The 22,852-nt window shown below is 66.3% G+C and carries 17 protein-coding genes and 2 tRNA genes; 2 read left to right on the top strand and 17 right to left on the bottom strand.

Annotated features, from left to right (window positions below; all coding sequences use genetic code 11):
• Both ARGLB_RS09170 and ARGLB_RS09175 read left to right on the top strand, forming a co-directional pair.
• A partial coding sequence (locus tag ARGLB_RS09170; protein WP_003801462.1) for an HNH endonuclease occupies window positions 1-798 on the top strand: 798 nt, incomplete at its 5' end.
• 96 nt (window positions 799-894) lie between these two features.
• The gene (locus ARGLB_RS09175; RefSeq protein WP_003801464.1) at window positions 895-1,446 is read left to right on the top strand and encodes a DUF1697 domain-containing protein; all 552 of its coding nucleotides are present in this window, start codon (window positions 895-897) and stop codon (window positions 1,444-1,446) included.
• Between the two features lie 18 nt (window positions 1,447-1,464).
• On the opposite strand, the gene ARGLB_RS09180 is transcribed toward ARGLB_RS09175, so the two are convergent.
• From ARGLB_RS09180 to ARGLB_RS09260, 17 genes are all read right to left on the bottom strand, one after another.
• Window positions 1,465-3,078: a GTPase gene (locus ARGLB_RS09180; protein WP_003801467.1), complete on the bottom strand. Its 1,614-nt coding sequence runs from the start codon at window positions 3,076-3,078 to the stop codon at window positions 1,465-1,467.
• Window positions 3,075-4,856, bottom strand: coding sequence for a dynamin family protein (locus ARGLB_RS09185; protein ID WP_003801469.1), 1,782 nt, complete (start codon window positions 4,854-4,856; stop codon window positions 3,075-3,077). The genes ARGLB_RS09180 and ARGLB_RS09185 overlap by 4 nt, the downstream gene beginning before the upstream one ends.
• Before the next feature lie 190 nt (window positions 4,857-5,046).
• Window positions 5,047-5,119: transfer RNA gene (locus ARGLB_RS09190), tRNA-Glu, on the bottom strand.
• A 130-nt stretch (window positions 5,120-5,249) separates the two neighbouring features.
• Window positions 5,250-5,321, bottom strand: a tRNA-Gln gene (locus tag ARGLB_RS09195).
• A gap of 162 nt (window positions 5,322-5,483) precedes the next feature.
• Entirely contained in the window at window positions 5,484-6,236 is a 753-nt protein-coding gene (locus ARGLB_RS09200) for an HAD family hydrolase (RefSeq protein WP_003801471.1), read from the bottom strand.
• A complete protein-coding gene (gltX, locus tag ARGLB_RS09205) occupies window positions 6,236-7,747 on the bottom strand; it encodes a glutamate--tRNA ligase (protein WP_003801472.1) in 1,512 nt (503 codons plus the stop codon). Before gltX ends, ARGLB_RS09200 begins: the two co-directional genes overlap by 1 nt.
• A 66-nt stretch (window positions 7,748-7,813) precedes the next feature.
• Entirely contained in the window at window positions 7,814-8,590 is a 777-nt protein-coding gene (locus tag ARGLB_RS09210) for a fumarylacetoacetate hydrolase family protein (protein ID WP_003801474.1), read from the bottom strand.
• Window positions 8,591-8,608: 18 nt separating this feature from the next.
• Window positions 8,609-9,406: an MBL fold metallo-hydrolase gene (locus ARGLB_RS09215; RefSeq protein ID WP_003801477.1), complete on the bottom strand. Its 798-nt coding sequence runs from the start codon at window positions 9,404-9,406 to the stop codon at window positions 8,609-8,611.
• A gap of 146 nt (window positions 9,407-9,552) precedes the next feature.
• Window positions 9,553-10,665, bottom strand: a complete 1,113-nt coding sequence (locus ARGLB_RS09220; RefSeq protein ID WP_003801479.1) for a branched-chain amino acid aminotransferase — start codon at window positions 10,663-10,665, stop codon at window positions 9,553-9,555.
• Window positions 10,666-10,765: 100 nt separating this feature from the next.
• Complete coding sequence (locus ARGLB_RS09225; RefSeq protein WP_003801480.1) at window positions 10,766-11,818, bottom strand: 3-isopropylmalate dehydrogenase; 1,053 nt, start codon at window positions 11,816-11,818, stop codon at window positions 10,766-10,768.
• Between the two features lie 177 nt (window positions 11,819-11,995).
• Window positions 11,996-13,555, bottom strand: a complete 1,560-nt coding sequence (gene metG, locus ARGLB_RS09230; RefSeq protein ID WP_003801482.1) for a methionine--tRNA ligase — start codon at window positions 13,553-13,555, stop codon at window positions 11,996-11,998.
• 34 nt (window positions 13,556-13,589) lie between these two features.
• Window positions 13,590-14,345 carry an ABC transporter ATP-binding protein gene (locus ARGLB_RS09235; protein WP_003801485.1) on the bottom strand — a complete coding sequence of 252 codons (756 nt, stop codon included), beginning with the start codon at window positions 14,343-14,345 and terminating at the stop codon, window positions 13,590-13,592.
• A complete protein-coding gene (locus ARGLB_RS09240) occupies window positions 14,342-17,137 on the bottom strand; it encodes an ABC transporter permease (protein ID WP_003801487.1) in 2,796 nt (931 codons plus the stop codon). Before ARGLB_RS09240 ends, ARGLB_RS09235 begins: the two co-directional genes overlap by 4 nt.
• A gap of 230 nt (window positions 17,138-17,367) precedes the next feature.
• Window positions 17,368-18,957, bottom strand: a complete 1,590-nt coding sequence (gene serA / locus ARGLB_RS09245; RefSeq protein ID WP_003801490.1) for a phosphoglycerate dehydrogenase — start codon at window positions 18,955-18,957, stop codon at window positions 17,368-17,370.
• Window positions 18,958-19,074: 117 nt separating this feature from the next.
• The gene (gene ilvC / locus ARGLB_RS09250; protein WP_003801492.1) at window positions 19,075-20,100 is read right to left on the bottom strand and encodes a ketol-acid reductoisomerase; all 1,026 of its coding nucleotides are present in this window, start codon (window positions 20,098-20,100) and stop codon (window positions 19,075-19,077) included.
• Between the two features lie 74 nt (window positions 20,101-20,174).
• Complete coding sequence (gene ilvN / locus ARGLB_RS09255; protein WP_003801493.1) at window positions 20,175-20,687, bottom strand: acetolactate synthase small subunit; 513 nt, start codon at window positions 20,685-20,687, stop codon at window positions 20,175-20,177.
• A 2-nt stretch (window positions 20,688-20,689) separates the two neighbouring features.
• Window positions 20,690-22,591: an acetolactate synthase large subunit gene (locus tag ARGLB_RS09260; protein ID WP_003801495.1), complete on the bottom strand. Its 1,902-nt coding sequence runs from the start codon at window positions 22,589-22,591 to the stop codon at window positions 20,690-20,692.
• Window positions 22,592-22,852: the final 261 nt, after the last annotated feature.

Below are 22,852 nucleotides of genomic sequence, written 5' to 3' on the forward strand. Positions count from 1 at the left end.
ACCCAGCGCGCCAGCCACGCCGCCTCAGAACGGTCGGTCACCCTGCGCCCGGCCCCGGACTGCATGACCTATTTGACCGCGCTGCTGCCCGCCCACCAGGGCGTCGCAGTCTACGCGGCCCTGACCCGGCACGCGGACACCCTCAAAGCCGCCGGCGACCCCCGCAGCCTGGGACAAATCAAGGCCGACACCCTCGTCGAACGGACCACCGGGACCCCCGGCGGCATCACCGGCATCGACATCAGCCTCGTCATGACCGACCGCACCCTCCTCCAAGCCGACACCGAACCCGCCCGGATCCCCGGCTACGGCGTTGTCCCCGCCGCCTGGGCCCGGGAACTGATAACGCAGGAAAAGAGCGACGGACGTGAGGAGCTCAAAACCTGGCTCCGCCGGCTCTACACCGCCTCCGGGACCGGCGACCTGGTGGCCATGGACTCGCGCAGGCGCCTGTTCCCGCCAAAGCTGCGCCGCTTCATCCAGGTCCGCGACGACACCTGCCGCACCCCCTACTGCGACGCCCCCATCCGCCACCACGACCACATCATCCCCTGGCACAACGACGGCACCACCACCCTGGCCAACGGCGCCGGGCTCTGCGAAGCCTGCAACCACACCAAGGAACTCCCCGGATGGAAAGCCCAACCCAGACCCGGGCCGCGGCACACCATCGAACTCACCACACCCACAGGCCACACCTACCAGTCCACGGCACCGCCACTACCAGGATCTGGACTGCCCGGATCCGGGTTGCGCGAAATGCGCCATCCCGAACAGCGCGGTACGGGGCCGCCGTAACGCGGCTAGGGCGGGCATACCTCCGGCGCCGACTTCGGCCCGTCTGGACGGTTCAGCCAGCGGCAACGCGCGATCCGGCCGCTGTAGTGTGGGCGCATGACCAGCTACGCAGTGTTCCTCCGCGGCATCAACGTGGGCGGCATCAACATCAAGATGGCGGACCTTAAGCAGGCCCTGAAGGCGGGACCGTTCACCGAAGTGAAGACGCTGCTGGCCAGCGGCAACGTGGTGCTGGCCAGCGATCTCGGCCCTGCCGCCGTCAAGGAGGAATTCGAGGCAACGCTGCGGGAGTCGTTCGGCTACGACGCCTGGGTGGTGGTGCTGACCGCGGACCGCGTCTCGGAGCTCGTGGCCGCGTGCCGCTATCCCGCCGACGACAAGAGCACGCACACGTATCTCACACTGGCCTCGGACACGGCTGCGCTGGATGAGCTGTTCGCCATGGGCAAAGCATTGGACGGCGCGCAGCAGGAGCGGCTGGGCCCCGAGGCCATGGCCTGGCTGGCCCCCGCCGGCGGTACTCTCGAAAGCCCATTCAGCAAACTGTCCGCCAAGCCGAAGTACAAGGCCTCCACCACCACCCGAAACCTCCGCACCATGATCAAGGTCCGGGACGCCGCCGCAGCCCTGGAGGCCGCAGCCGGCTAACCGGCCGGGCACAAAGGCTTAGCCCGCGGCGGCCCGCAGCGCCGCGTTGAACGCCTCCAGGCGACGGACCTCCGCCTCCACCGGTTCCACCACCAGCCGGCCCGCCACCTCTGCCACGGCAGCGTTGAGCCGCTTCCTGGCCCTCGCACCGCGGCGGCGCGCCACGCCGGCAGAGATGAATTTGGCCGTCACGGCGAGCAGGACGCCAAGCGCAGCTCCGCCGGCAATCAGCAGTGTGGGGACCGGCCAGCCTTCCACCCGGGGCACCTCCGGCACGGGCAGCTGCAGGTAGCCGAGCCCGGCCAGCACACCAAGCCACCCCAGCCCTGCCACCGCCGCGAGCAGCGCCAGCCATTGCACAACGTTGAACGCACCCCACCACCAGGATTTCCGGCCCGCAGCGAGGTCCGTCCCCGCAATGGCCTGGTCAAGGGCATCAGGCAGCCGGCCCCTCCCTGTCCGGGCCGCGGCGCGGATGGATGCCTGCCAGGGCCCGGGGGCACCGTCACTGGCGGCGTCTGCGAACTGGCGGACCGCAGCATCGCTCCGCGCACGCTCCGGGGCTCCCGCCGGCGGCAACGACGTCCGGTTCACCTCGGCGCTGGCGTCGCGTCGCAGGTTGAGCCGGCGGAGCGGATCAGGCCTGAAGCGGACCAGCCACCGCGTCACAGGCCAGCCGGTGCGCCGGGTGGACTCGATCCGGTAGGACGCGGACACCGCATCTGCCACCAGGGGCACGTTGGCCGCCGTCGCCAGTTCGCTGGCAAGCCGCGCTATGGTCCCGCCCTTCACGCCGGCGGCTTCCCCGCGGCCCGAAACTTCCTCCAGCTGCGCCGCCGCCTTGGTCACGTCCGCGGACAGCCGCAGCGACAGCGCCTCCCGCTGCGCAACCACGCGGCGGATGGCAGACCGGACACCGTCCACTCCCGCTCCTGTCAGCGCGGACGCCGCCAGAACCTGCACCTTCCCCAGCCCGTCGCGGGCCAGAATCCCCCGCAGCGACTCCAGCACTGGCTCCACGTCCCCTGCCGGCAGCCTGTCCACCTGGTTGAGCACCACCAGCGTGACGGCCCCGTGTGACGCCAGCGGAGCCAGGAAGTCGTTATGGACGGCGGCGTCGGCATACTTTTGCGGGTCCAGTACCCAGACCAGGACGTCCACCATCCCTACCAGCCTCTGCACGATCTCGCGGTTCGCGGTACGGGTTGAATCGAAGTCGGGCAAATCCAGCAGGATCAGTCCGGTATCCCCGTCGGCAAACCCGTCCACGGGATCCGCGAAGTGGCGGGCGCGGACGTCCAGCCAGTCCAGCAGCGGCTCACTGCCGTCGGCTCCCCACACACTCGCCAAAGGTTCGGATGTCGTGGGCCGGCGCGCCGCCGCCGTCGCGATTTCGGCGCCGTTCACGGCGTTGAACAGGGTGGACTTTCCGCTTCCGGTCGCCCCGAAGAAGCCCACCACCGTGTGGTCGGCCGAGAGCGCCCGCCGCGACCGGGCACGTTCCAGGACGCCGAGCACGTCCTCGAGGGCGGCGTCGGGAAGCACGCCCTCGGCCAGCTCCCGCGCCCTCCCCAAGGCTTCGAGGCGGCCTTCCAGCCGCGTCTCTTCCCTCGCCCTCCCCCGGCGGTTCACGTGGCGTCCGCCAGCCGCGTGAGTGCGTGTGCATGTTCGGCGAGCCCGGCCGCGGCCTGCCCGGCGTCCGGGGCCAGCCGGTCCAGGAAGCGCTCCTGCTCAGCCGCCAGCAGGCTTCGGCACCTGCTGGCTAAATCGTCACGGGCGGTGCGGGCGAGCCGGCGTACGGCGTCCTCGCCAAAGACTGCTTCGAGCAGTTTTTGGCCCACGACGGCGGTCCCTCCGGCGACGCCGATCTCAAGGCCGGTCAAGCCCGCAGTCATGGAGAAAACCACAATCATCAGTGCGGCGCCCAGGCCGTTGATGCCGAAGGAGAGCCACCGTGCCTGGGTCCGCTTGTCCTGCCCTTCGGTCCTGATCAGTTCCATGAGGCTGGCCTGCCAGTCGCGTATCTCCGCCGCCACTCGGTCCCCAAAGCCGGGGCTCGTTCCCGAGAGATCGTCGGTGCCCAGGAGCTGCCGGCCTGCCGGATCCGAGCGCCAGCGCTGGTCCGCGTCCTCTGCTGCCTTGGCCGCCTCATCCAGGATGACGGCCTGGAGTCCCGTTTCAATGGCGGTTTCCACTTTCACTGCGGGCGCGGGCTCGCCCCGGACGAAGGCCCCCAGCCGGTCGCGGAACCGCCCCACGTTCTGCTCCAGGCTCCGGAAGAATTCACCTGTTCCCACAAAGTCCTGCCATCGGGCCAGGACCTCGCCACGCAGGAGTGCACCGTCCTTGGTGGCGTCGATGATCCGGGTGCCCGCGTCCTGGTAGGCGGCCCGTACGTCGTCGCCCAGCCGGGTAGCCGCGCGGCCCTGCTCTTTGGCAGCGTCGGCTATGCGTCCCATGCGTTGGCCAAGTTCCCGCACGGCGCCGTGCAGTGTCCGCCTTACGATGTCGGCGCGGGCCGCAGCGTCGTCGGCAAGGCCACGGAGCCAGGCCTTCAGGGGTTCCACGGTTTCCGCAGGCAGCATCCCGGAGCTGCCCAGGGCAACTTCCGGGATGACGAACAGGCGGGCGGCACCGAGGCCCTCCCTTGCCAGCATGCTGCGCAGATCCTCGCTCACTTCGGCTTCCGCCGCCGGGGGCACGCGGTCGAGGACCACCGCCACCATGATGTCCCTCGACGCGGCGTTCAGCAGAAGTTTCCAGGGAACGGCGTCAGCGTAGCGGTTGGCGGTTGTCACAAAGATCCAAAGGTCCGCTGCCGCCAGCAGCTGCCCGGCGAGCCTGCGGTTCTCGGCGGAGATGGAGTCCACGTCCGGAGCGTCAAGCAGTGCGATGCCCTCGGGCACGGCCGGCTCGCCCACGAGGACCAGTGACGAGACGGGCGTGGTGTCCGTTGACGTTCCGGGTGGACCGCCGGGCGCAGGCGTGACCCCGGCCGGGACGACGGTTCCGCGGATCCGGCTCAGTCCGGGCAGAACCCGCTGGTCATCGAACCAGGCAGCTTCCGAAGGGTGGTGCAGGAGGATGGGCTGGCGCGTGGTGGGCCGGATGGCGCCGGCGCGTGTAACTGCATGGCCGACGAGCGCATTCACGAGCGTCGATTTGCCGGCACCCGTTGAGCCGCCGACGACGGCCAGCAGCGGAGCGTCAAGGCTGCGGTAACGGGGCAGGATGTAGTCGTCGAGCTGGGCCACGGAGTTCCGGATCTCCAGCCGCGCCTGCTCGGCCGTCGGCAGGGCCAGCGGCAACGAGACGGCTGCCAAGTCGCGGCGGACCTCCTCCAGGAGCCGCAGGCCGGCTGGCTGCGCTTCCGTTTCCTGGCCGCTGGCTGGCGGGATTCGGTTGGTCACAGCCTCATCATGCCAGTCCGGGCCGGATTTCGGCGCGAACGCACGCACTCCCTCGCCGCTATGCACCCAGCGCGGCCCGAGATTTTCGGGGAATGCCTGAATTTTGGCTGCTCAGCCCGAATTTTTGTCAGTCAAAGTTTTCAGGGAAAACAAAACCGGCCCCGGGCTGTTGCCCGGAGCCGGTTGCTTGTGACCCCAGCGGGATTCGAACCCGCGTTACCGCCGTGAGAGGGCGGCGTACTAGGCCGCTATACGATGGGGCCTTGTACTTTTCGATCAGCGTTTCCGCCGATCAAGCCAAGTTAGTTTTACACACATTTGGCTTTGTTCCAAATCGATGATTTTCGATTTGCAACACCCGAATATCTGCGGAAAATCCGAAGAAGTTCAGAGCTGGGATACCAGGACTCGAACCTAGAATGACGGTACCAGAAACCGTAGTGTTGCCAATTACACCATATCCCATTGGCGCTTTCGGGCCGGTCGAAAGTCTTTGTCTTTCGCTCCGTGCCCCTCAGCACGAGTAATTACTCTACCCGAGACTTTTGCGCCGCACAAATCGGCGGGCCGTTACCTGCGCCACACTTTAAGAAGGCCGTAGTGGGCGCAGGCACCGGACCCGGCCGGCTAGCTGGAACCGGCCGGGAGCGCCAGCAGTTCCAGTAGGGAGGCGATCTCCTGCCCCTGGAAACCAGGAGCCTGCTCCCCGGTGCGGTTCAGCCAGATGCCCAGCAGTCCTGCCGCCGTCGAGCCCTCAGCGTCCAGGAGCCGGTTATCCCCGATGTAGAGAGTGGAGGCAGGCGTGCTGCCGATCAGCCGGACTCCTTCGAGGTAAATCGCGGGGTCCGGCTTGGGGACACCGACCGTGTCGGTGCCCACGAGGAACCGGATGCGTTCCAGGCCGGCGCTGTCCAGCTTCACCCGCTGGTAGTCGTGCACGTTGTTACTCACGGCCCCGTAGGGGATTCCGGCCTGGTCCAGGGCGTCAAGGAACGGCAGGACGTCCGCAAAGGCCGTGACGTAGCTGGGCTGCAGCCGCGAGTAGGTGCTGAGCCAGTTGTGCGATTCCTCCCCCTCGCCCATTTCGACGCCGAAATGGCCCAGGGCTGCGCGGCCCCGGAGCAGTCGCTGCTCGTTGAAGGTCAGCTCGCCGGCGAGGTAGCGGTCGTAGTAGTGGGTTGTCTCGTGCGTGAAGATCCGCCCAACCTTCTCCCACCCGGCCTGGTCGAGGCCGGGCAGGAGGTGTTCGCTGGCGTCCCGCAGCGCCGTGGTCATGGCGTAGGCAAGGTCCACGAGGGTGTCGTCTATGTCGAACAGGACACCGCTGACCGTCCCGAGGCCACGGGACAGGACGGCGGTTTCCGCTGCGGGGTGTGACATCAGCCGCGGAAAGCGCGGAGGCGCGCCAGGGACGATTCCTTGCCCAGGATGACCATGGACTCGAACAGCGGCGGGGAGATCCGGCGGCCGGAGATCGCGGTGCGCACCGGGCCGAACGCGAGGCGGGGCTTGATCCCCAGGTCCTCCACGAGCGCCTGCTTCAGCGCCGACTGGATGTTTTCGGCGCTCCAGTCGTCGATCGGCTCGAGCGCGGCCAGCGCCGCGTCGAGGACCTCGGTGACATTCTCCGGCAGGCCCTTCCGGGCGTCGGCGGCCACGTCGATTGCGTCGTCGGACTTGAACAGAAACGCCAGCATCTCCGGGGCTTCGCCGAGGAGGGTGATCCGCTCCTGGACCAGCGGAGCGGACTCCGTCAGGATTTCCTCCTCGCGTTCGGTGAGGATCTCCCCCACCAAGCCCTCGTGCCGGAGGTACGGGACCAGCCGTTCGCGGAAGACGGCAGGGTCCAGCAGCCGAACGTGTGTTCCGTTGATCGCTTCGGCCTTCTTGAGGTCGAAGCGGGCCGGGTTGGCCAGGACATCGTGGATGTCGAAGTTCTTTACCAGCTGTTCCACCGTGAAGATGTCCTCGTCGGCACTCAGGGACCAGCCAAGCAGGGAAAGGTAGTTGAGCAGCCCTTCGGGGATGAAGCCGCGCTCCCGGTGCAGGAACAGGCTCGATTCCGGGTCGCGCTTGGAAAGCTTCTTGTTGCCCTGGCCCATGACGTAGGGCAGGTGCCCGAACTCCGGCATGTATTCCGCCACGCCCACCGCGTAGAGCGCGCGGTAGAGGGCGATCTGCCGCGGTGTGGAGCTGAGCAAATCCTCGCCGCGGAGTACGTGGGTGATGCCCATGAGGGCGTCGTCCACCGGGTTGACCAGGGTGTAGAGAGGAGCCCCGTTGGCCCGCACCACAGCGAAGTCCGGGACGGAACCCGCCTTGAACGTGATCTCGCCACGGACGAGGTCAGTGAAGGTGATGTCCTCGTCCGGCATCCGCAACCGCAGCACGGCTTCCCGGCCATCGGCCTTGAACGCAGCTACCTGTTCCTCGCTGAGGTCGCGGTCAAAGCCGTCGTAGCCCAGCTTCGGGTCCCGTCCGGCGGCACGGTGGCGCGCTTCGATCTCATCCGGAGTCGAGTAGGACTCGTAGATGTGGCCGCCTTCCCTGAGCTTCGCGATGACGTCCTGGTACAGCTCGCTGCGCTGCGACTGGCGGTACGGTGCGTGTGGGCCGCCCACCTCCACACCCTCGTCCCAGTCGATGCCGAGCCACTTCAGGGCATCCAGCAGCTGGTGGTAGCTTTCCTCGCTGTCGCGTGCCGAGTCCGTGTCCTCGATGCGGAAGATCATCCTGCCGCCGGTGTGGCGGGCGTAGGCCCAGTTGAACAGTGCCGTACGGATCAGCCCGACGTGCGGGGTGCCCGTGGGTGACGGGCAGAAGCGGACGCGGACGGGCGTATCGGCGGTGACGGCAGGAATGGCAGCAGGCGCGGCGGAGGGGGTAGTCATAGTGATACCAACTTTACCAACCGGCCACCGCTGCCCCGTCCGCCGCCAGCCCTGCCGCGTCCGTGGCTAGCGGCGGACTACGGGGTTCGACAGACGGCCGATGCCCTCGATCTCCACTTCGTACCGGTCGCCGGCCTGGACGAGGCCGACGCCGGCCGGCGTGCCGGTCATGATGACGTCGCCGGGCAGCAGCGTGAAAGCGCTGGAGACGATGGACACCAGCTCGCGGACGCCGCGGATCATCTGGGTGGTGCTGCCGTCCTGGCGGAGTTCGCCATTGAGCCGGCCCTTGATGGACAGATCCTCGGGGTCGAGTTCGGTCTCGATCCAGGGACCAAGCGGCGCGGACGTATCGAAGCCCTTGGCGCGCGTCCACTGCAGGTCTGTCTTTTGGACGTCCCGTGCGGTGAGGTCGTTGCCGCATGTGTATCCGAAGATCACGTCGTCGGCACGTTCTTCCGGCACGTCCTTGCAGATGCGGCCGATGACGACGCACAGCTCCGCCTCGAAGGAGACCTCCTCGGAGAACTCCGGCAGGACCACGGGATCGTTCGGACCCACTACGGAGGTGTTGGGCTTCAGGAACAGCAGCGGCTGCTGGGGCACCTCATTGCCGAGCTCGTGGGCGTGCTCCACAAAGTTGCGCCCGACGCCGATCACCTTGCTGCGGGGAATGATGGGCGCCAGCAGGCGGACGTCCTCGAGCTTGTGCCGCACGGAGGTGCGTTCCACGCCATTGAAGAACGGATCGCCGTTGATGACAGTGATTTCCTCACTGCCGGGCTGGCCTTCAACAACGCCGTAAAGGGGATCAGAATCGACTACAAACCGGGCAATACGCATGGTCCCAAGCCTACAGTCTCAGTCCCGCTCCCTCAGGAGGCGCAGGTATTCCAGCTGCGCCGCCACGGAATTCTCGGCAGCGCGCCGGACGGAAGGGTCGACGTCGGCATAAACAACGCTGGTGACCTCGCCTACGGCGGCATCCGGACCGAGGCCGGCGAGGGCCGTCCGGATCTGGGCCAGCCGGTCCAGCCGGTGGTCCCGGTAGGCGCGGGCCACTGCGTCCAGCGCCGGCAGGACGGGGCCGTGGGCCGGCAGGACGGTGGCCGGTCCCAGCCGCTCCAGCCGGTCGAGGGAGGAGAGGTAGTCGGCCAGCGTGCCGTCCGGGTGGTCAAGCACGGTTGTGCCCCGGCCCAGGATGGTGTCACCGGTCAGCACGGAGCCGGCGGGTCCGTCGAGGGGCAGATGGAAGCAGACGGAGTCGGAGGTGTGTCCGGGGGTGGAAACCACGCGGATCTCGGTGCCGCCGGCGGCGATGGTCTCCCCCGGCTGCAGCATGGCTCCGCCATGGCAATGCTCCGGAGCGGCGGCCCGGACGGGGGCGCCCGTGATGTCGGCGAGGCGGGCCGAGCCTGCAGTGTGGTCCGCGTGCCGGTGCGTGACCAGGATCAGCTCCACGGGTCCGGCAGCCGCCAGCGCCTGAAGGTGCGCCTCGTGCAACGGACCCGGGTCAACCACCACCACCGCCCCGTGGCCCGGCTCCCCGATGATGTAGGAGTTGGTCCCTTCCAGGCTCATCGGCCCGGGGTTGGGCGCGAGGCGGAAACGCGTCAGCGGGCTGCTGTGGGTAAGGGCGCTGGTGATGTGCTGGTTCACGGGTTTTATTCTGTCATCCGCGAACACCTGACATACAGGGACAGAACGACTAGGGACAGAACGACGGCGGGTGGCCGGTGAGCTGCCGAAACAGCCCAGCCGGCCACCCGCCGTCGTTCGCTTTTTAGTTATAAGGCCGAAGCGGCTCAGGCGAGCCGGGTAAGCCAGCCGTGGGTGTCCTCCACGGTGCCGGTCTGGATGCCGAGCAGCCGTGTGCGGATGGCCATGGTGGTCTCGCCGGCTTTTGCGTCCTCCGAGCCAATGAATTCCGTAGCGTCCTTCAGGACACCGATGGGAGTGATCACGGCAGCGGTGCCGCAGGCAAACACCTCGGCGATGTCACCGGAGGCAACTCCGTCGCGCCATTCGTCAAGGGTGATCTTCCGTTCGGTCACCCCACGGCCCATGTCCTTGGCCACCTGGATGATCGACGAGCGGGTCACGCCCTCGAGGATGGTGCCGCTCAGCGCGGGCGTAACCAGGGAGCCGTCCTTCATGACGAAGAAGACGTTCATTCCGCCCAGTTCCTCAACGGCGTTGTCGTTGAACTGGTCCAGGAACAGCACCTGCTTGCAGCCGTTGGCTTCGGCCTCCTGCTGCGCGATGAGTGAGGCAGCGTAGTTCCCGCCGCACTTCGCAGCACCCGTTCCGCCCCGGCCTGCGCGGGCATATTCGCGGGAAATCCAGATCGAAATCGGCTTGAGCTCCCCGCCGAAGTAGTTTCCGGCCGGCGAGGCAATGACGCGGAACGAGACCTCACGGGCTGCCCGCACGCCCAGGAACGCCTCGGTGGCGATCATGAACGGGCGCAGGTACAGGGCCTCGCCGTCGCCGGCGGGAACCCATTCCTTGTCCGCCGCCACGAGTTCGCGGATGGCGCCGAGGAAGTACTCGGCCGGAATCTCCGGAAGCGCGAGGCGGCGGGCGGACTTGTTCATCCGGGCGGCATTTGCCTCCGGCCTGAAGCTCCAGATGGAACCGTCAGCGTGACGGTAGGCCTTCAGTCCCTCGAAGATTTCCTGCCCGTAGTGCAGCACAGCGGCAGACGGGTCCAGCATGATGGGCCCGTAGGCCTCGATCCGCGCATCATGCCATCCGCCCTGGCCGCTGGCGTCGACCGTGTAGTCAACAATCGCAGTGTGGTCGGTGAAGTGGTCGCCAAAGCCTGGGTTCGCCAGGATGGCTGCACGCTCTTCAGCAGACTTCGGGGTGGCCGAAGGCTGCTGGGTGAATTCGACGCCATGGGCAGTCTGAGTCATGGTTCCTCCACGGTCGGCTGCCTGGCATCTGAACGTGGTTCAGCATCGGACCACGGCAGCGATTGGTAATTCAGGTCAAGCTTACGCCTGCTGGCGGAGGCTAAACGGCCGCCGCAATGGCGTCACCGATGGCGCCGGTGCTGCGCACTTCGCCGTTGCGGCTTTCGACGTCGGCCACTACCGCGGACTCGATCCGCCGGGCCGCATCGGAGTAGCCCAGGTGGTCCAGCAGGAGGGCCGCAGACAGGATGGCGGCAGTGGGATCCGCCTTCTGCTGGCCGGCGATGTCGGGGGCGGAACCGTGGACGGGTTCGAACATGGACGGCGCGGTGCGGTCCATGTTGATGTTGCCCGAGGCCGCCAGGCCGATTCCGCCGGTAACGGCGGCAGCAAGGTCGGTGATGATGTCGCCGAAGAGGTTGTCGGTGACGATGACGTCGAAACGGGCGGGATCGGTGACCATGAAGATGGTCGCGGCATCAATGTGCAGGTAGTCATGGGTGACCTCGGGGAATTCCTTGGCCACCGCCTCGACAGTGCGCTTCCACAGGTGGCCGGCGAAAACCAGCACGTTGTGCTTGTGGACCAGGGTCAGCTTCTTGCGCGGACGCTCGTTGGCCCGGCGGAACGCATCCCGGACAACGCGCTCCACGCCGTGGGCCGTGTTCAGGGAAACCTCGGTGGCCACCTCGTGCGGTGTGCCGCCGCGCAGGGTGCCGCCGTTGCCCACGTAGGGACCCTCGGTGCCTTCACGGACGACGATGAAATCGATGTTGCCCGGTTCGGCCAGCGGGCTGCCCACCGTGCCGTACAGCCGGGAGGGGCGAAGGTTGACGTAGTGGTCAAGGCTGAAGCGCAGTTTGAGGAGCAGTTCGCGTTCGATCAGCCCGGACGGGATGCGGGTGTCCCCCGGCGCCGCACCGATGGCGCCGAAGAGGATGGCGTCGCGCGTCTTCAGGTCCTCGAGGACCGCATCCGGAAGGGTCTCGCCGGTCTCCAGCCAGTGCTGGGCACCGAGCTCATAGTGGGTCTGGTCAAGGGTGACGCCTTCGGCGGCCACGACCTTTTCGAGAACCTTCAGTGCTTCGGCAATGACCTCCGGGCCAATGCCGTCGCCCGGAATGACAGCAAGATTGATGGTAGATGCGCTCATATTTTCAGGGTAGCCAAACCATCCACATTCTGGTCAAGCCGTCTCATTATTCGGGCATCCGGTCCAACGATTCCTCAGCTTTCACCGCCCAAACGCAAACGCTTCCTCATTTTCCTGACGAAAGTGAGGAAAGTGAGGAAGCGTTTGGGGAAAACCTGCAGGATGTGAGGAAGCGTCCTAGGCGTCCGCGGGTTCCTCGTACTTTGGGAACACCGGTGCGGGGGCAGGCAGTTCGGTGCCCGCGGCGATCGGCGTGGCGATGGCAGAGAAGTCCCGGGCCGCGCCTTCCGGCTGGCCAAGGTACCCGAGCAGGGCGGCGGTGGCCGTGGGCATGACCGGCTGGGCGAGGATCGACACGATGCGCAGCACCTCGAGGGTCACGTACAGCACCGTCTGCATGCGTTCGACGTCGGTCTTCCGCAGCACCCAGGGCGCCTGGTCGGCGAAGTATGCGTTGGTATCCCCCAACACCGTCCAGATCGCCTCGAGGGCGCGGCTGAACTCCTGCTTTTCGAAGGCTGCGCGTGCCTGCTCCAGGAGCGCGTTTGCCTGGCCCAGGATGGCAGTGTCCGCCTCCGTGAACGCGCCCGGCACAGGTACCCGGCCCTCGCAGTTCTTGGCCACCATGGACAGTGAGCGCTGGGCGAGGTTTCCGAAGTTGTTCGCCAGGTCGGAGTTCATCCGGCCCACGATGGCCTCATGGTTGTAGCTGCCGTCGGCGCCGAAGGGAACCTCGCGCAGGAAGAAGAAGCGGACCTGGTCCAGGCCGTACTGGGCCACGAAGTCCGACGGGGCAACGACGTTGCCAAGGGACTTGGACATCTTGACGCCGTTGTTGTGCAGGAACCCGTGGATCATGACCCGCTTCGGCAGGTCAAGGCCCGCGCTCATGAGGAAGGCCGGCCAGTAGATGGCGTGGAAGCGGGAGATGTCCTTGCCGATGATGTGGACATCGGCGGGCCAGTACCTCTTGAACGACTCCGATTCGACGTCCGGGTAGCCGGCGCCGGTGAGGTAGTTGGTCAGCGCGTCGACCCACACGTACATGACGTGCTTTTCGTCGCCGGGGACGGGTACGCCCCAGTCGAACGTGGTGCGGCTGATGGACAGGTCCTCGAGGCCTCGCTTGACGAAGCTGATGACCTCGTTGAAGCGGGACTGCGGCGCCCCGAATTCCGGCTGTGCCTCGTACAGGGCCAGCAGCTTCTCCTGGTAGGCGGACAGCCGGAAGAAGTAGCTTTCCTCGGCGGTCCAGGTCACCGGGGTGTCGGTCTCCTTGGTGTACCGGGCGCCGTCCTCCTTGACCACGGTGTCATCCTCACCGTAGTAGGCCTCGTCCCGCACGGAGTACCAGCCCTCGTACTTGGACAGGTAGATGTCCCCGTTGGCTTCCATCTTCTTCCAGATGGCCTGCGAGGCGGTGTAGTGGTCCGCGTCCGTGGTGCGGATGAACCGGTCATAGCTGATCCCAAGGGCAGCGTGGGCAGCCTTGTAGATTTCCGCGTTCCGGTCCACCAGTTCCTTGGGCGAGATGCCTTCCTTCTCCGCGGTCTGCGCAATCTTCAGCCCGTGCTCGTCGGTGCCGGTCAGGAACTTCACGTCGTAGCCGTCGAGCCGCTTGAACCGGGCCATCGCATCGGTGGCGATGTACTCGTAGGCGTGGCCGATGTGCGGCACGCCGTTCGGGTAGGTGATGGCCGTAGTGATGTAGAAGGGGCTCTTGTCTGAGGAAGTCACGGGCGGAACGTTACCTTTATGCGGAGGGATGGATCTAGATCAGTTCGGTCAGCGTATCGCTCAGCCGGACCAGTTCGTGGTCATGTGACGCCACGAGGACTGCAATGCCGTCGGACGTTGTGTCCTTGAGGATGCTGATGATGCGGTTGGCGGAGGCGCGGTCCAGGCTCGCGGTGGGCTCGTCCACCACCAGGACACGGGTGCCCAGGATCAGGGCGCGGGCGATGGCGACGCGCTGGCGCTCACCGCCGGAGAGCTGCTCGGGACGGTGCCGCATGCGGCGTCCGAGGCCTACGAGGTCCAGCAGGTCCTTGGCCATCTCGCGCCGCTGCTCCACCTCGCCGTCCGGGACCGCCGGGAGGAGGACGTTCTCGAGCGCGCTCATGCCGTCGATCAGTGCGCCGCCCTGGTCCACGTAGCCGATCAGTGCCCGGCGGCGGTCGGCGATCTCGTCGTCGCTCATGGTTTCAAGGGAATCACCCTCCCACAGCACCCGGCCCGACGTCGGCAGGGTCAGGCCCGCTCCGACGGTCAGGATGCTGGTCTTGCCGGAGCCGCTTCGGCCGGCAACACAGTGCATCTCGCCAGCGCTCAGGGTGAGGTCAAAGCCGTCCACGACGCTCACGGCGTCGGACCCGTTCTTGCCTCCGCCGTAGCGGATGGTGATGTTACTCAGCTCCAGCGGGGTGGCGTGATCCGCTTCCTTGACAATGGTGTTGGCCCGGGTCTGGACCGGGGCTTCAGCCTCGTTGTTCCCGCGCACGCGGCGAAGGTTCAGGTCGTTACTCATTTGACCACTTTCGTTGCAATCGGAATCCAGCAGAGAACAGCCACGAGCCCGGCCACGGCGGCCCACAGCGCGGCGTAGGGGGCAAGGACAAGGCCGATGCCCAGGGCGCCGAGGATGCCCAGCGGCACGGCAACCGCACCCACCAGGGCGTTTTCGAAGAATCGGACCTGGCCCAGCATGTCGGGGTTCCAGCCCATGGCCTGCAGCGTGCCGAGGTACCGGCGCTTGGCCTTAAGCTCAAAGCGCCCGGTTACCAGGGTGAGCAGAAGCCCCACAGCCACGCCGGACAGGCCAAGGACGATGCTCGGCAGGGCCACGCTGGCGGCCGCAAGGCCGCTGAGGGCGCTGGCGCCGGCGGCACGCGGGATGTCGATCAGCAGTGCGATCAGGCCGCCGACTGCCGAGCCGAACACGCCAACCGCAACGGCCAGCGAGATGGCGTTGAAGCGGTGCGTACTCAGCTGCCGGTTCGCGAAGGTCAGCGGCGAGTCGACGGCGATGAGCTTTTCGTCGTGCTGCGGCTCCTGGTCGACCACCTCGCGGTGCCGCAGCTGCTGGGCGGCGAAGAAGGCCGCACCCAGGTACAGGGCCAGCACGGACGCCGAGACGATGGCGGTGGCAACGTTCCAGCTCAGCAGGCTGAGCACTATACCGGCCACGGCCAGCAGCCCGGCGCCGACGGCGAACTCCTCCAGCACCCAGGAGCGGATGCGGCGCTGGGTCCAGCCCATGGCGCGCAGTGTTCCGGCTTCGCTGCGGCGCAGCCGCACGTAGCTGACGGTCGAGGCGCCGGTCAGCAGCGCGGCACCGCAGAGCGTGAGGAACAGCAGCGTCAGGTTCGTCGCCGTCAGCGAGCCGGCGACAGCGTCGGCGGCGTTCTGCCTGACCCACGACTGCTGGACGGTTCCCAGCGCGGATTCCTTGCCGGCGTCGTCCTTGGAGTAGCCGGGAACGAAGATGTTGGCGTCCTCGCGGGCGGAACCGGCCACAACGGTGGCTTCGAGCCCCATGTCCCGGATCTCGGCTGCGAGTTTGTCCACCTCAGGCTGGACCTGCTTCCAGCTGCCGGCGGCGCTGGCGCGGACGCGCACTGCGTCGATGACGGAGGCGTTCTTCTCGTAGCCGCGGGCAGCAGCCAGGCCGTAGTAGTCGGTGATGGCGCCGGCCGACTGGCTGACGAGTCCGGTGGCGCTCAGGGAAGGCTTGAGTGCGGTGTCGGCAACGTCCTTGCCCTGCGCGTCCTTAATCAGCGTCATGGGCGTGGGATCGTAGCCGCCGAGCGGAAGCCGGTTGACGTCACCGGCCGCTTCCTGGACGGCGGCGGGATCGAAGGTGCCGTAGACCATGGCGAGCGGAGTGGCCAGCTTCTTGCCCGTTTCGAGGTTCTCCCGGTAGGCGCGCTCGTCCACGGGGTTGCGCTGGGTCTGGTCCACGGCCTCGCCGTTGGCGCTCTTCTCCGGCAGGCGGTTCACGGTGACCCACTCGCCGGCGGTGGCGGTCTTGTCCTCGGCACCGTTGCCGGCGGTGGAGCCGTCCGAGTATTTGGGGGCGGAGGCGAAGTTGGTGCTCCAGGTTGCGGGGCTGTACAGGCCGCGGCTGAAGTTCGCCGAGTTGCCGAGCAGCTTGGAGTAGTCCGTGGACCCGGGCCAGGACAGCGCAAAGGGCGACTTGGAGACGAACGGCAGGTAGTCCTTGTCCAGGGAGCGCTCAGCGGTGCCGACTTCCTTGACCACGTTTCCGGACTCGTCGATCTCCTCGATTTTCACGGAGTACTTCAGGTCAAGCGACGTACCGGAGCGGACGATCAGCGGGATGGCCTGGGAGTCCTCGGTGAGCTGCCCGTTGCGCTTGGCCTGCTGGTACTGGGTCATGATGGGCGCCCAGTACTTGAGCTTCACGCCGAGGAAGTCAGGGCCCTCTTCGAGTTCCTGCATGCCGATGCCGGTGGTGAAGAGGCTCTCCAGATGCTGGCCGACGGCCTCGGCGCTGCGGGCGTCGGCCGGCGGTGCCTTTTCCAGTGGCGCCAGGAAGTCGCCGGCGGTGCCCAGCAGGGCACGCTCGGAGACGGGGTCGACGGCGACCACGGACTCCGTGACCTCCGGAGCCATGGGCAGGGCAACAGTGAGGTTGAACAGGTTGTGCTCGGACCCTCCGGCCGGGGCCGGGAACTTGATCCCGGTCTCGCCTTCGGGACCGGCGATCTGGATGCTGTTGCCGCCCTCGACCTGCTGCTCCACGAGCTTGCCCTTGCCGAGGCTGCCCTCGGCAGTGGACTTGAAGAGGGTGTGCTGCGAAGACCCGTCGGAGCTTGTGGCGCTGGCCGTCAGCCGGTACTTCTTGGGGGTGTCACTGAGTACGGACTGCGCTTCCGGCCATTTGCTGGGGTCGGTGCCGCCGGGCTGACCGGCGGTGGCGGTGCCGACGAGGCCGGCGTTGAAGCCCAGGTAGTCCATGGCCTCCAGGCGCGGCGTCTCAAGGTTCTGCGTCACGCGCGAGACCAGGCTGATGGGCGCGGCCACAGAGGTGCCGGACAGATCCCGGATCTTCTGCAGCTGGTCGAAGCTGACGCCGCCCTGCCCGGTGGCAATCTCGGGCTGCATGAGCGAACCGTCCGATCCCGCCTTGGCCTGGACCAGGATGTCGTAGAGCCCGCGCGAGTTCTGGTCCACGGTCCGGTTCAGCGCTGCCTGCGACTGGGTCTGGACGAGGACGGACAGGCACATGGCGAAGATCAGAATTGCAGCGGTCAGCAGCAGCACTTTGCTTCTGATGAACCTCTGGACGGCGTTCATTGGGCTCCCTGAAACCTGGATTGCGTGCGCACGCCACGATGACCGCAGAATGTGGAGGTGTCCCTTGCGGGCGTGCAAAAAGTAATGGCCGGCCTGCCGGCTGGATCCGTAAATTCGAACCTAGCTATTGTACGCAGACCGGCCAATCATACTTGGCCGGGGTGAACTCCAGGGGACAAGGAGTTCACCCCGCGTTGGGACCTGGCCGTTGCCGGCCGGTGTTCGTCGGACTAGTCCTCGAGGTCCACTTCGCGCACCATCTCGGCACCGATGCCGGCCTTGATGGCCTCCAGTACCTGCTGCGGGACGGAGCTGTCGATGGTGAGCAGCGCCAGGACCTGGCCGCCCTCCGCGTTCCGCGCCACCTGCATGCCGCCGATGTTGATGTTGTTCATGCCCAGGATGTGGCCGATGGTGCCGATGACTCCGGGACGGTCAGCGTAGGACACCACAACCAGGTGCTCGCTGATGGGGATCTCGACGTCGTAGCCGTTCACGCCGACGAGCTTCTGCACCTGCTTGGGACCGGTCAGGGTGCCGGCCACGGAGATCTGCGAGCCGTCGCTCAGGGCGCCGCGCAGCGTCAGCACGTTGCGGTAGTCCTCGGCCTCGGGGCTGGTGATGAGGCGGACGTTGATGCCGCGCTGCTCGGCGATCACGGGGGCGTTGACGTAGGACACCTGCTCGGTGACGACGTCGGCGAAGATCCCCTTGAGGGCGGCGAGCTCCAGGACCTTGACGTCAAGTGCGGCGATTTCGCCGGCAACCTCAACGTCGATCTGGGTGACGGAGGCGTGGGTCAGCGCCGTGAAGATGCGGCCCAGCTTCTCGATCAGCGGGATGCCCGGGCGGACGTCGGGGGCAATCACGCCGCCGGCGACGTTCACGGCGTCCGGAACCAGTTCCCCGGCAAGGGCGAGGCGTACGGACTTCGCGACGGAGACTCCGGCCTTTTCCTGTGCCTCGTCGGTCGACGCGCCCAGGTGCGGGGTCACCACAACATTGTCCAGCTTGAAGAACGGCAGGTCGGTGCTGGGCTCCTGGACGAAGACGTCCACGGCGGCACCGGCGATCTGGCGGTCCTGGAGTGCGGTGTAGAGGGCTTCCTCGTCCACGAGGCCGCCACGGGCCACGTTGATCACGTAGGCCGTGCTCTTCATTTTCCTGAAGGCGTCGGCGCCGAGCATGCCGACGGTTTCCGGCGTCTTGGGCATGTGGATGGTGATGAAGTCGGACTGCGCGAGCAGTTCGTCGAGGGTGACCAGCTTCACACCGAGCTGGGCGGCGCGGGCGGACGTGATGTAGGGGTCGAAGGCGAGGATCTCGGTGTCGAAGCCCTGCAGGCGGGCGGCCACCAGGGCTCCGATGCGGCCCAGGCCGATGATGCCGATCTTCTTCTCGAAGAGTTCAATGCCGGTGTACTTGGAGCGCTTCCACTCGCCGTCCTTCAGGGCGGCGCTGGCCTGCGGGATGTGGCGGGCCAGGCTCAGGATGTGGCCCACAGTCAGTTCCGCGGCGGAAACGATGTTCGACGTCGGGGCGTTGACCACCATGACACCGGCCTGGGTGGCGGCCTTGATGTCGACGTTGTCCAGGCCGACGCCGGCCCGCGCGATGACCTTCAGGTTCTTCGCAGCGGCAATGGCCTCGGCGTCCACCTTGGTGGCGGAGCGGACCAGGATGGCGTCAACGTCCTCGATGGCAGAGAGCAGCTGGGAACGATCGGCGCCGTCGGTCTGGCGGATTTCAAAGTCCGGGCCAAGGGCCTCGATGGTGGCGGGCGAAAGCTCTTCGGCAAGCAATACTACGGGTTTTGACACAGCTGATCCTCTGCGTTGAAGTCCTGGGGGTAAATAAAGTCTAGGCGTACGGAAAGGCCGGGCTCACATTGTTAAGTGTGAACCCGGCCTCACTCTCGCGTGGTAGAGGGCGCAGCCTTAGCGGGCTGCCGAGCCTTCTACGTAGTCCTGGTCCTGCTGCTGCCAGGAGAACAGGGAACGCAGCTCGCGGCCCACGCCCTCGATCGGGTGGGACTCTGCCTTGGCGCGCAGCTCCTTGAACTCGACGCCGCCGTTGTCCTGGTCTTCGATGAAGCGCTTGGCGAAGGCACCGGACTGGACGTCGGCGAGGACGGCCTTCATGTTTTCCTTCACCTCGGGGGTGATGACGCGCGGGCCGGAGACGTAGTCGCCGTACTCTGCGGTGTCAGAAACGCTCCAGCGCTGCTTGGCGATGCCGCCTTCCCACATGAGGTCGACGATGAGCTTGAGCTCGTGCAGCACCTCGAAGTAGGCGATCTGCGGCTGGTAGCCGGCTTCGGTCAGGGTCTCGAAGCCGTACTGGATCAGCTGGGACACGCCGCCGCACAGGACAGCCTGCTCGCCGAAGAGGTCGGTTTCGGTCTCTTCAGTGAAGGTGGTCTTGATGACACCGGCGCGGGTGCCGCCGATGGCCTTGGCGTAGGACTTGGCCAGTTCCCAAGCGGAACCGGAAGCGTCCTGCTCCACGGCGATGATGTCCGGGATGCCGCGGCCGGCTTCGAACTCGCGGCGAACCGTGTGGCCGGGAGCCTTCGGGGCGACCAGGATGACGTCAACGCCCTCCGGTGCCTCGATGTAGCCGAAGCGGATGTTGAAGCCGTGCGCGAAGGCGAGGGCCTTGCCCGGGGTCAGCTTGTCCTTGATGGAGTCGTTGAAGATCGAGCGCTGGTGCTGGTCCGGTGCCAGGATCATGATGACGTCGGCCCATTCGGCGGCGTCGGCAACGTTCTTGACCTGGAAGCCTGCATCCTCAGCCTTGGCGGTGGACTTGGAACCTTCCTTGAGGGCAATGACAACCTCGACGCCGGAATCGCGCAGGTTCAGCGCGTGGGCGTGGCCCTGGGAGCCGTAGCCGACAATGGCAACCTTGCGACCCTGGATGATCGACAGGTCTGCGTCGTCGTCGTAAAACATTTCAGTCACTTGCGTAACTCCTCTTGAGTGGATTTTTTGTAGATGTGTGTCTGTTGGTGCTGCGTTTGCAGGCGGTGCGCCGCCTAGGCGGAGCGCAGCGCCCGATCACTCATGGAGCGGGATCCCCGTCCAACGGCCAAGGTGCCGGACTGCACAATTTCGCGGATACCGAAGGGCTCCAGCACTGAGAGCAGTGCCGTGAGCTTTTCGGGATGGCCAGTTGCTTCAATGACCACCGAGTCTGTGGAGACGTCGACCACTGAAGCGCGGAACAGGTCTGCAGCCTGGGTCACCTGCAGACGAGTTGCGGCATCCGCACGTACCTTGACCAGGATGTGGTCGCGCTGTACGGAAGATTCGGAGGTCAGTTCAACAATCTTGATCACGTTGACCAGCTTGTTCAACTGCTTGGTGACCTGTTCGATCAGGTCGCCATCGGCGTCGACGACGACGGTCATCCGGGAGATGCCCGGAACTTCCGTCGGGCCGACGGCCAGGGAATTGATGTTGAAGGCGCGGCGGGCGAAAAGGCTGGCCACGCGGGTCAGCACACCGGGCTTGTCTTCGACCAGAACGGACAGTGTGTGGCGGCTCATGATCAGTCCTCCTCTTCCCATTCCGGGGTCATGTTGCGGGCAACCTGGATCTGGTCGTTGCTGACCCCGGCGGGCACCATCGGCCACACCATGGAGTCGGGGCTGACCACGAAGTCGATAACCACGGGGCGGTCATTGATTTCCAGCGCCTTCTGGATTGTTGCGTCGATGTCCTCGTCCCGCTCGCACCGGAAGGATGCGCAGCCGTAGGCCTCGCCGAGTTTGACGAAGTCCGGGATCCGGATGGTCTCGTGGCCGGTGTTCAGGTCGGTGTTGGAGTAGCGGCCCTCGTAGAAGAGGGTCTGCCACTGGCGCACCATGCCCAGCGAGGAGTTGTTGATCACAGCAACCTTGATGGGGATGTTGTTGATGGCGCAGGTGGCCAGCTCCTGGTTGGTCATCTGGAAGCAGCCGTCGCCGTCGATGGCCCAGACCACGCGGTCGGGCTCGCCCACCTTGGCGCCCATGGCCGCCGGAACGGCGTAGCCCATGGTGCCGGCACCGCCGGAGTTCAGCCAGGCATGCGGACGCTCGTACTTGATGAACTGCGCAGCCCACATCTGGTGCTGGCCCACACCGGCAACGTAGATGCCCTCGGGACCGGTCAGGGCGCCGATGCGCTCGATGACGCGCTGCGGCGCACTCAGGCCATCCTCGGGTTCCGTCCAGCCCAGCGGGTAGGTTTCCTTCAGGTTGTTCAGGAAAGCCCACCAGTTGGCCAGGTCCGGGGTTCCGGAGGTGCCGAACTGGGTCCGGACGGCTTCGGTCAGTTCCGGAATGATCTCCTTCACGGAGCCCACGATGGGAACATCGGCGGTGCGGTTCTTGGAGATTTCCGCGGGGTCGATGTCCGCGTGGATGACCTTGGCGTTGGGCGCGAAGGTCTTGAGTACGCCGGTGACGCGGTCGTCAAAGCGCGCGCCCAGGGTCACCAGCAGGTCCGCCTGCTGGAGCGCGGTCACGGCCGAGACCGTGCCGTGCATGCCGGGCATGCCCACGTGCTGCGGGTGCGAGTCCGGGAAGACGCCGCGGGCCATCAGGGTCGTCACCACGGGGGCGCCGGTGAGTTCGGCCAGCTCGCGGAGTTCGGCCGAGGCGTGGGCCTTGGAGACACCGCCGCCCACGTACAGCACGGGCTTGCTGGCGGCGGAGATCAGCTTGGCGGCCTCGCGGACCTGCTTGTTGTGGCCGCGGACCACGGGGCGGTAGCCCGGCAGGTCGATTTTGGGCGGCCAGGAGAACGTCATCTGCCCCTGCTGGGCGTCCTTGGCGACGTCCACAAGAACCGGGCCCGGACGTCCGGTGGAGGCGAGGTGGAAGGCCTCGGCCATGACGTGCGGAATGTCGTTGGGGTCCGTCACCAGGAACGAGTGCTTGGTGATGGGCATGGTGATGCCCACGATGTCGGCTTCCTGAAAGGCATCGGTGCCGATCACTCCGCTGGATACCTGGCCGGTGATGGCCACGAGCGGAACGGAATCCATGTGCGCATCCATGATGGCGGTAACGAGGTTGGTGGCACCCGGGCCCGAGGTGGCGATACAGACGCCCACCCGCCCGGTGACCATGGCGTAGCCTTGCGCGGCGTGGCCGGCTCCCTGTTCGTGACGGACCAGAACGTGGTTCATTTTGGAGGCCATCAAGGGGTCGTAGGTGGGCAGGATCGCGCCACCGGGCAAACCGAAAATGTCGTCGACGCCGAGTTCTTCGAGCGAACGGACAATTGCTTCTGAGCCGGTCATCACCGTCGGGGGTACGACGTTGTTCGGCCCAAGGACAGGAGAGGCGGCTGCAGCAGTGTCGACCCCGGCCTCGGCCGGCTTGTCGACGCGTTCCGGAGCCTTGGCGGCTCCAGCGGACTTTGAAGCCATCAGCGAGGGGCTGATGGGCGATCCTTTGCTCATCGAACTCTTCCTTAGTGGATCTTGAATTGGTGTGGTGCTAGGGAAAACTGAACGTTCCGTCCCGCCGGGAAAATAAAAAACCCCTCAGCCTGATGGCTTTTCGAGGGGTTGCGCGTGACAGTTCGTTACCAGTCGGGCTATGGAGCCACGCGCTTGGTAAGTACGACGACGGTGCCGACGGTAACGAATGCGATCATGCGTTCAGTTTTCCCTCTAAGTGAGATACGTGTCAACGAAGCGACATGCGATCTCACCATTTGG

This window comes from Arthrobacter globiformis NBRC 12137 (assembly GCF_000238915.1).
Classification (GTDB): Bacteria; Actinomycetota; Actinomycetes; order Actinomycetales; family Micrococcaceae; genus Arthrobacter; species Arthrobacter globiformis.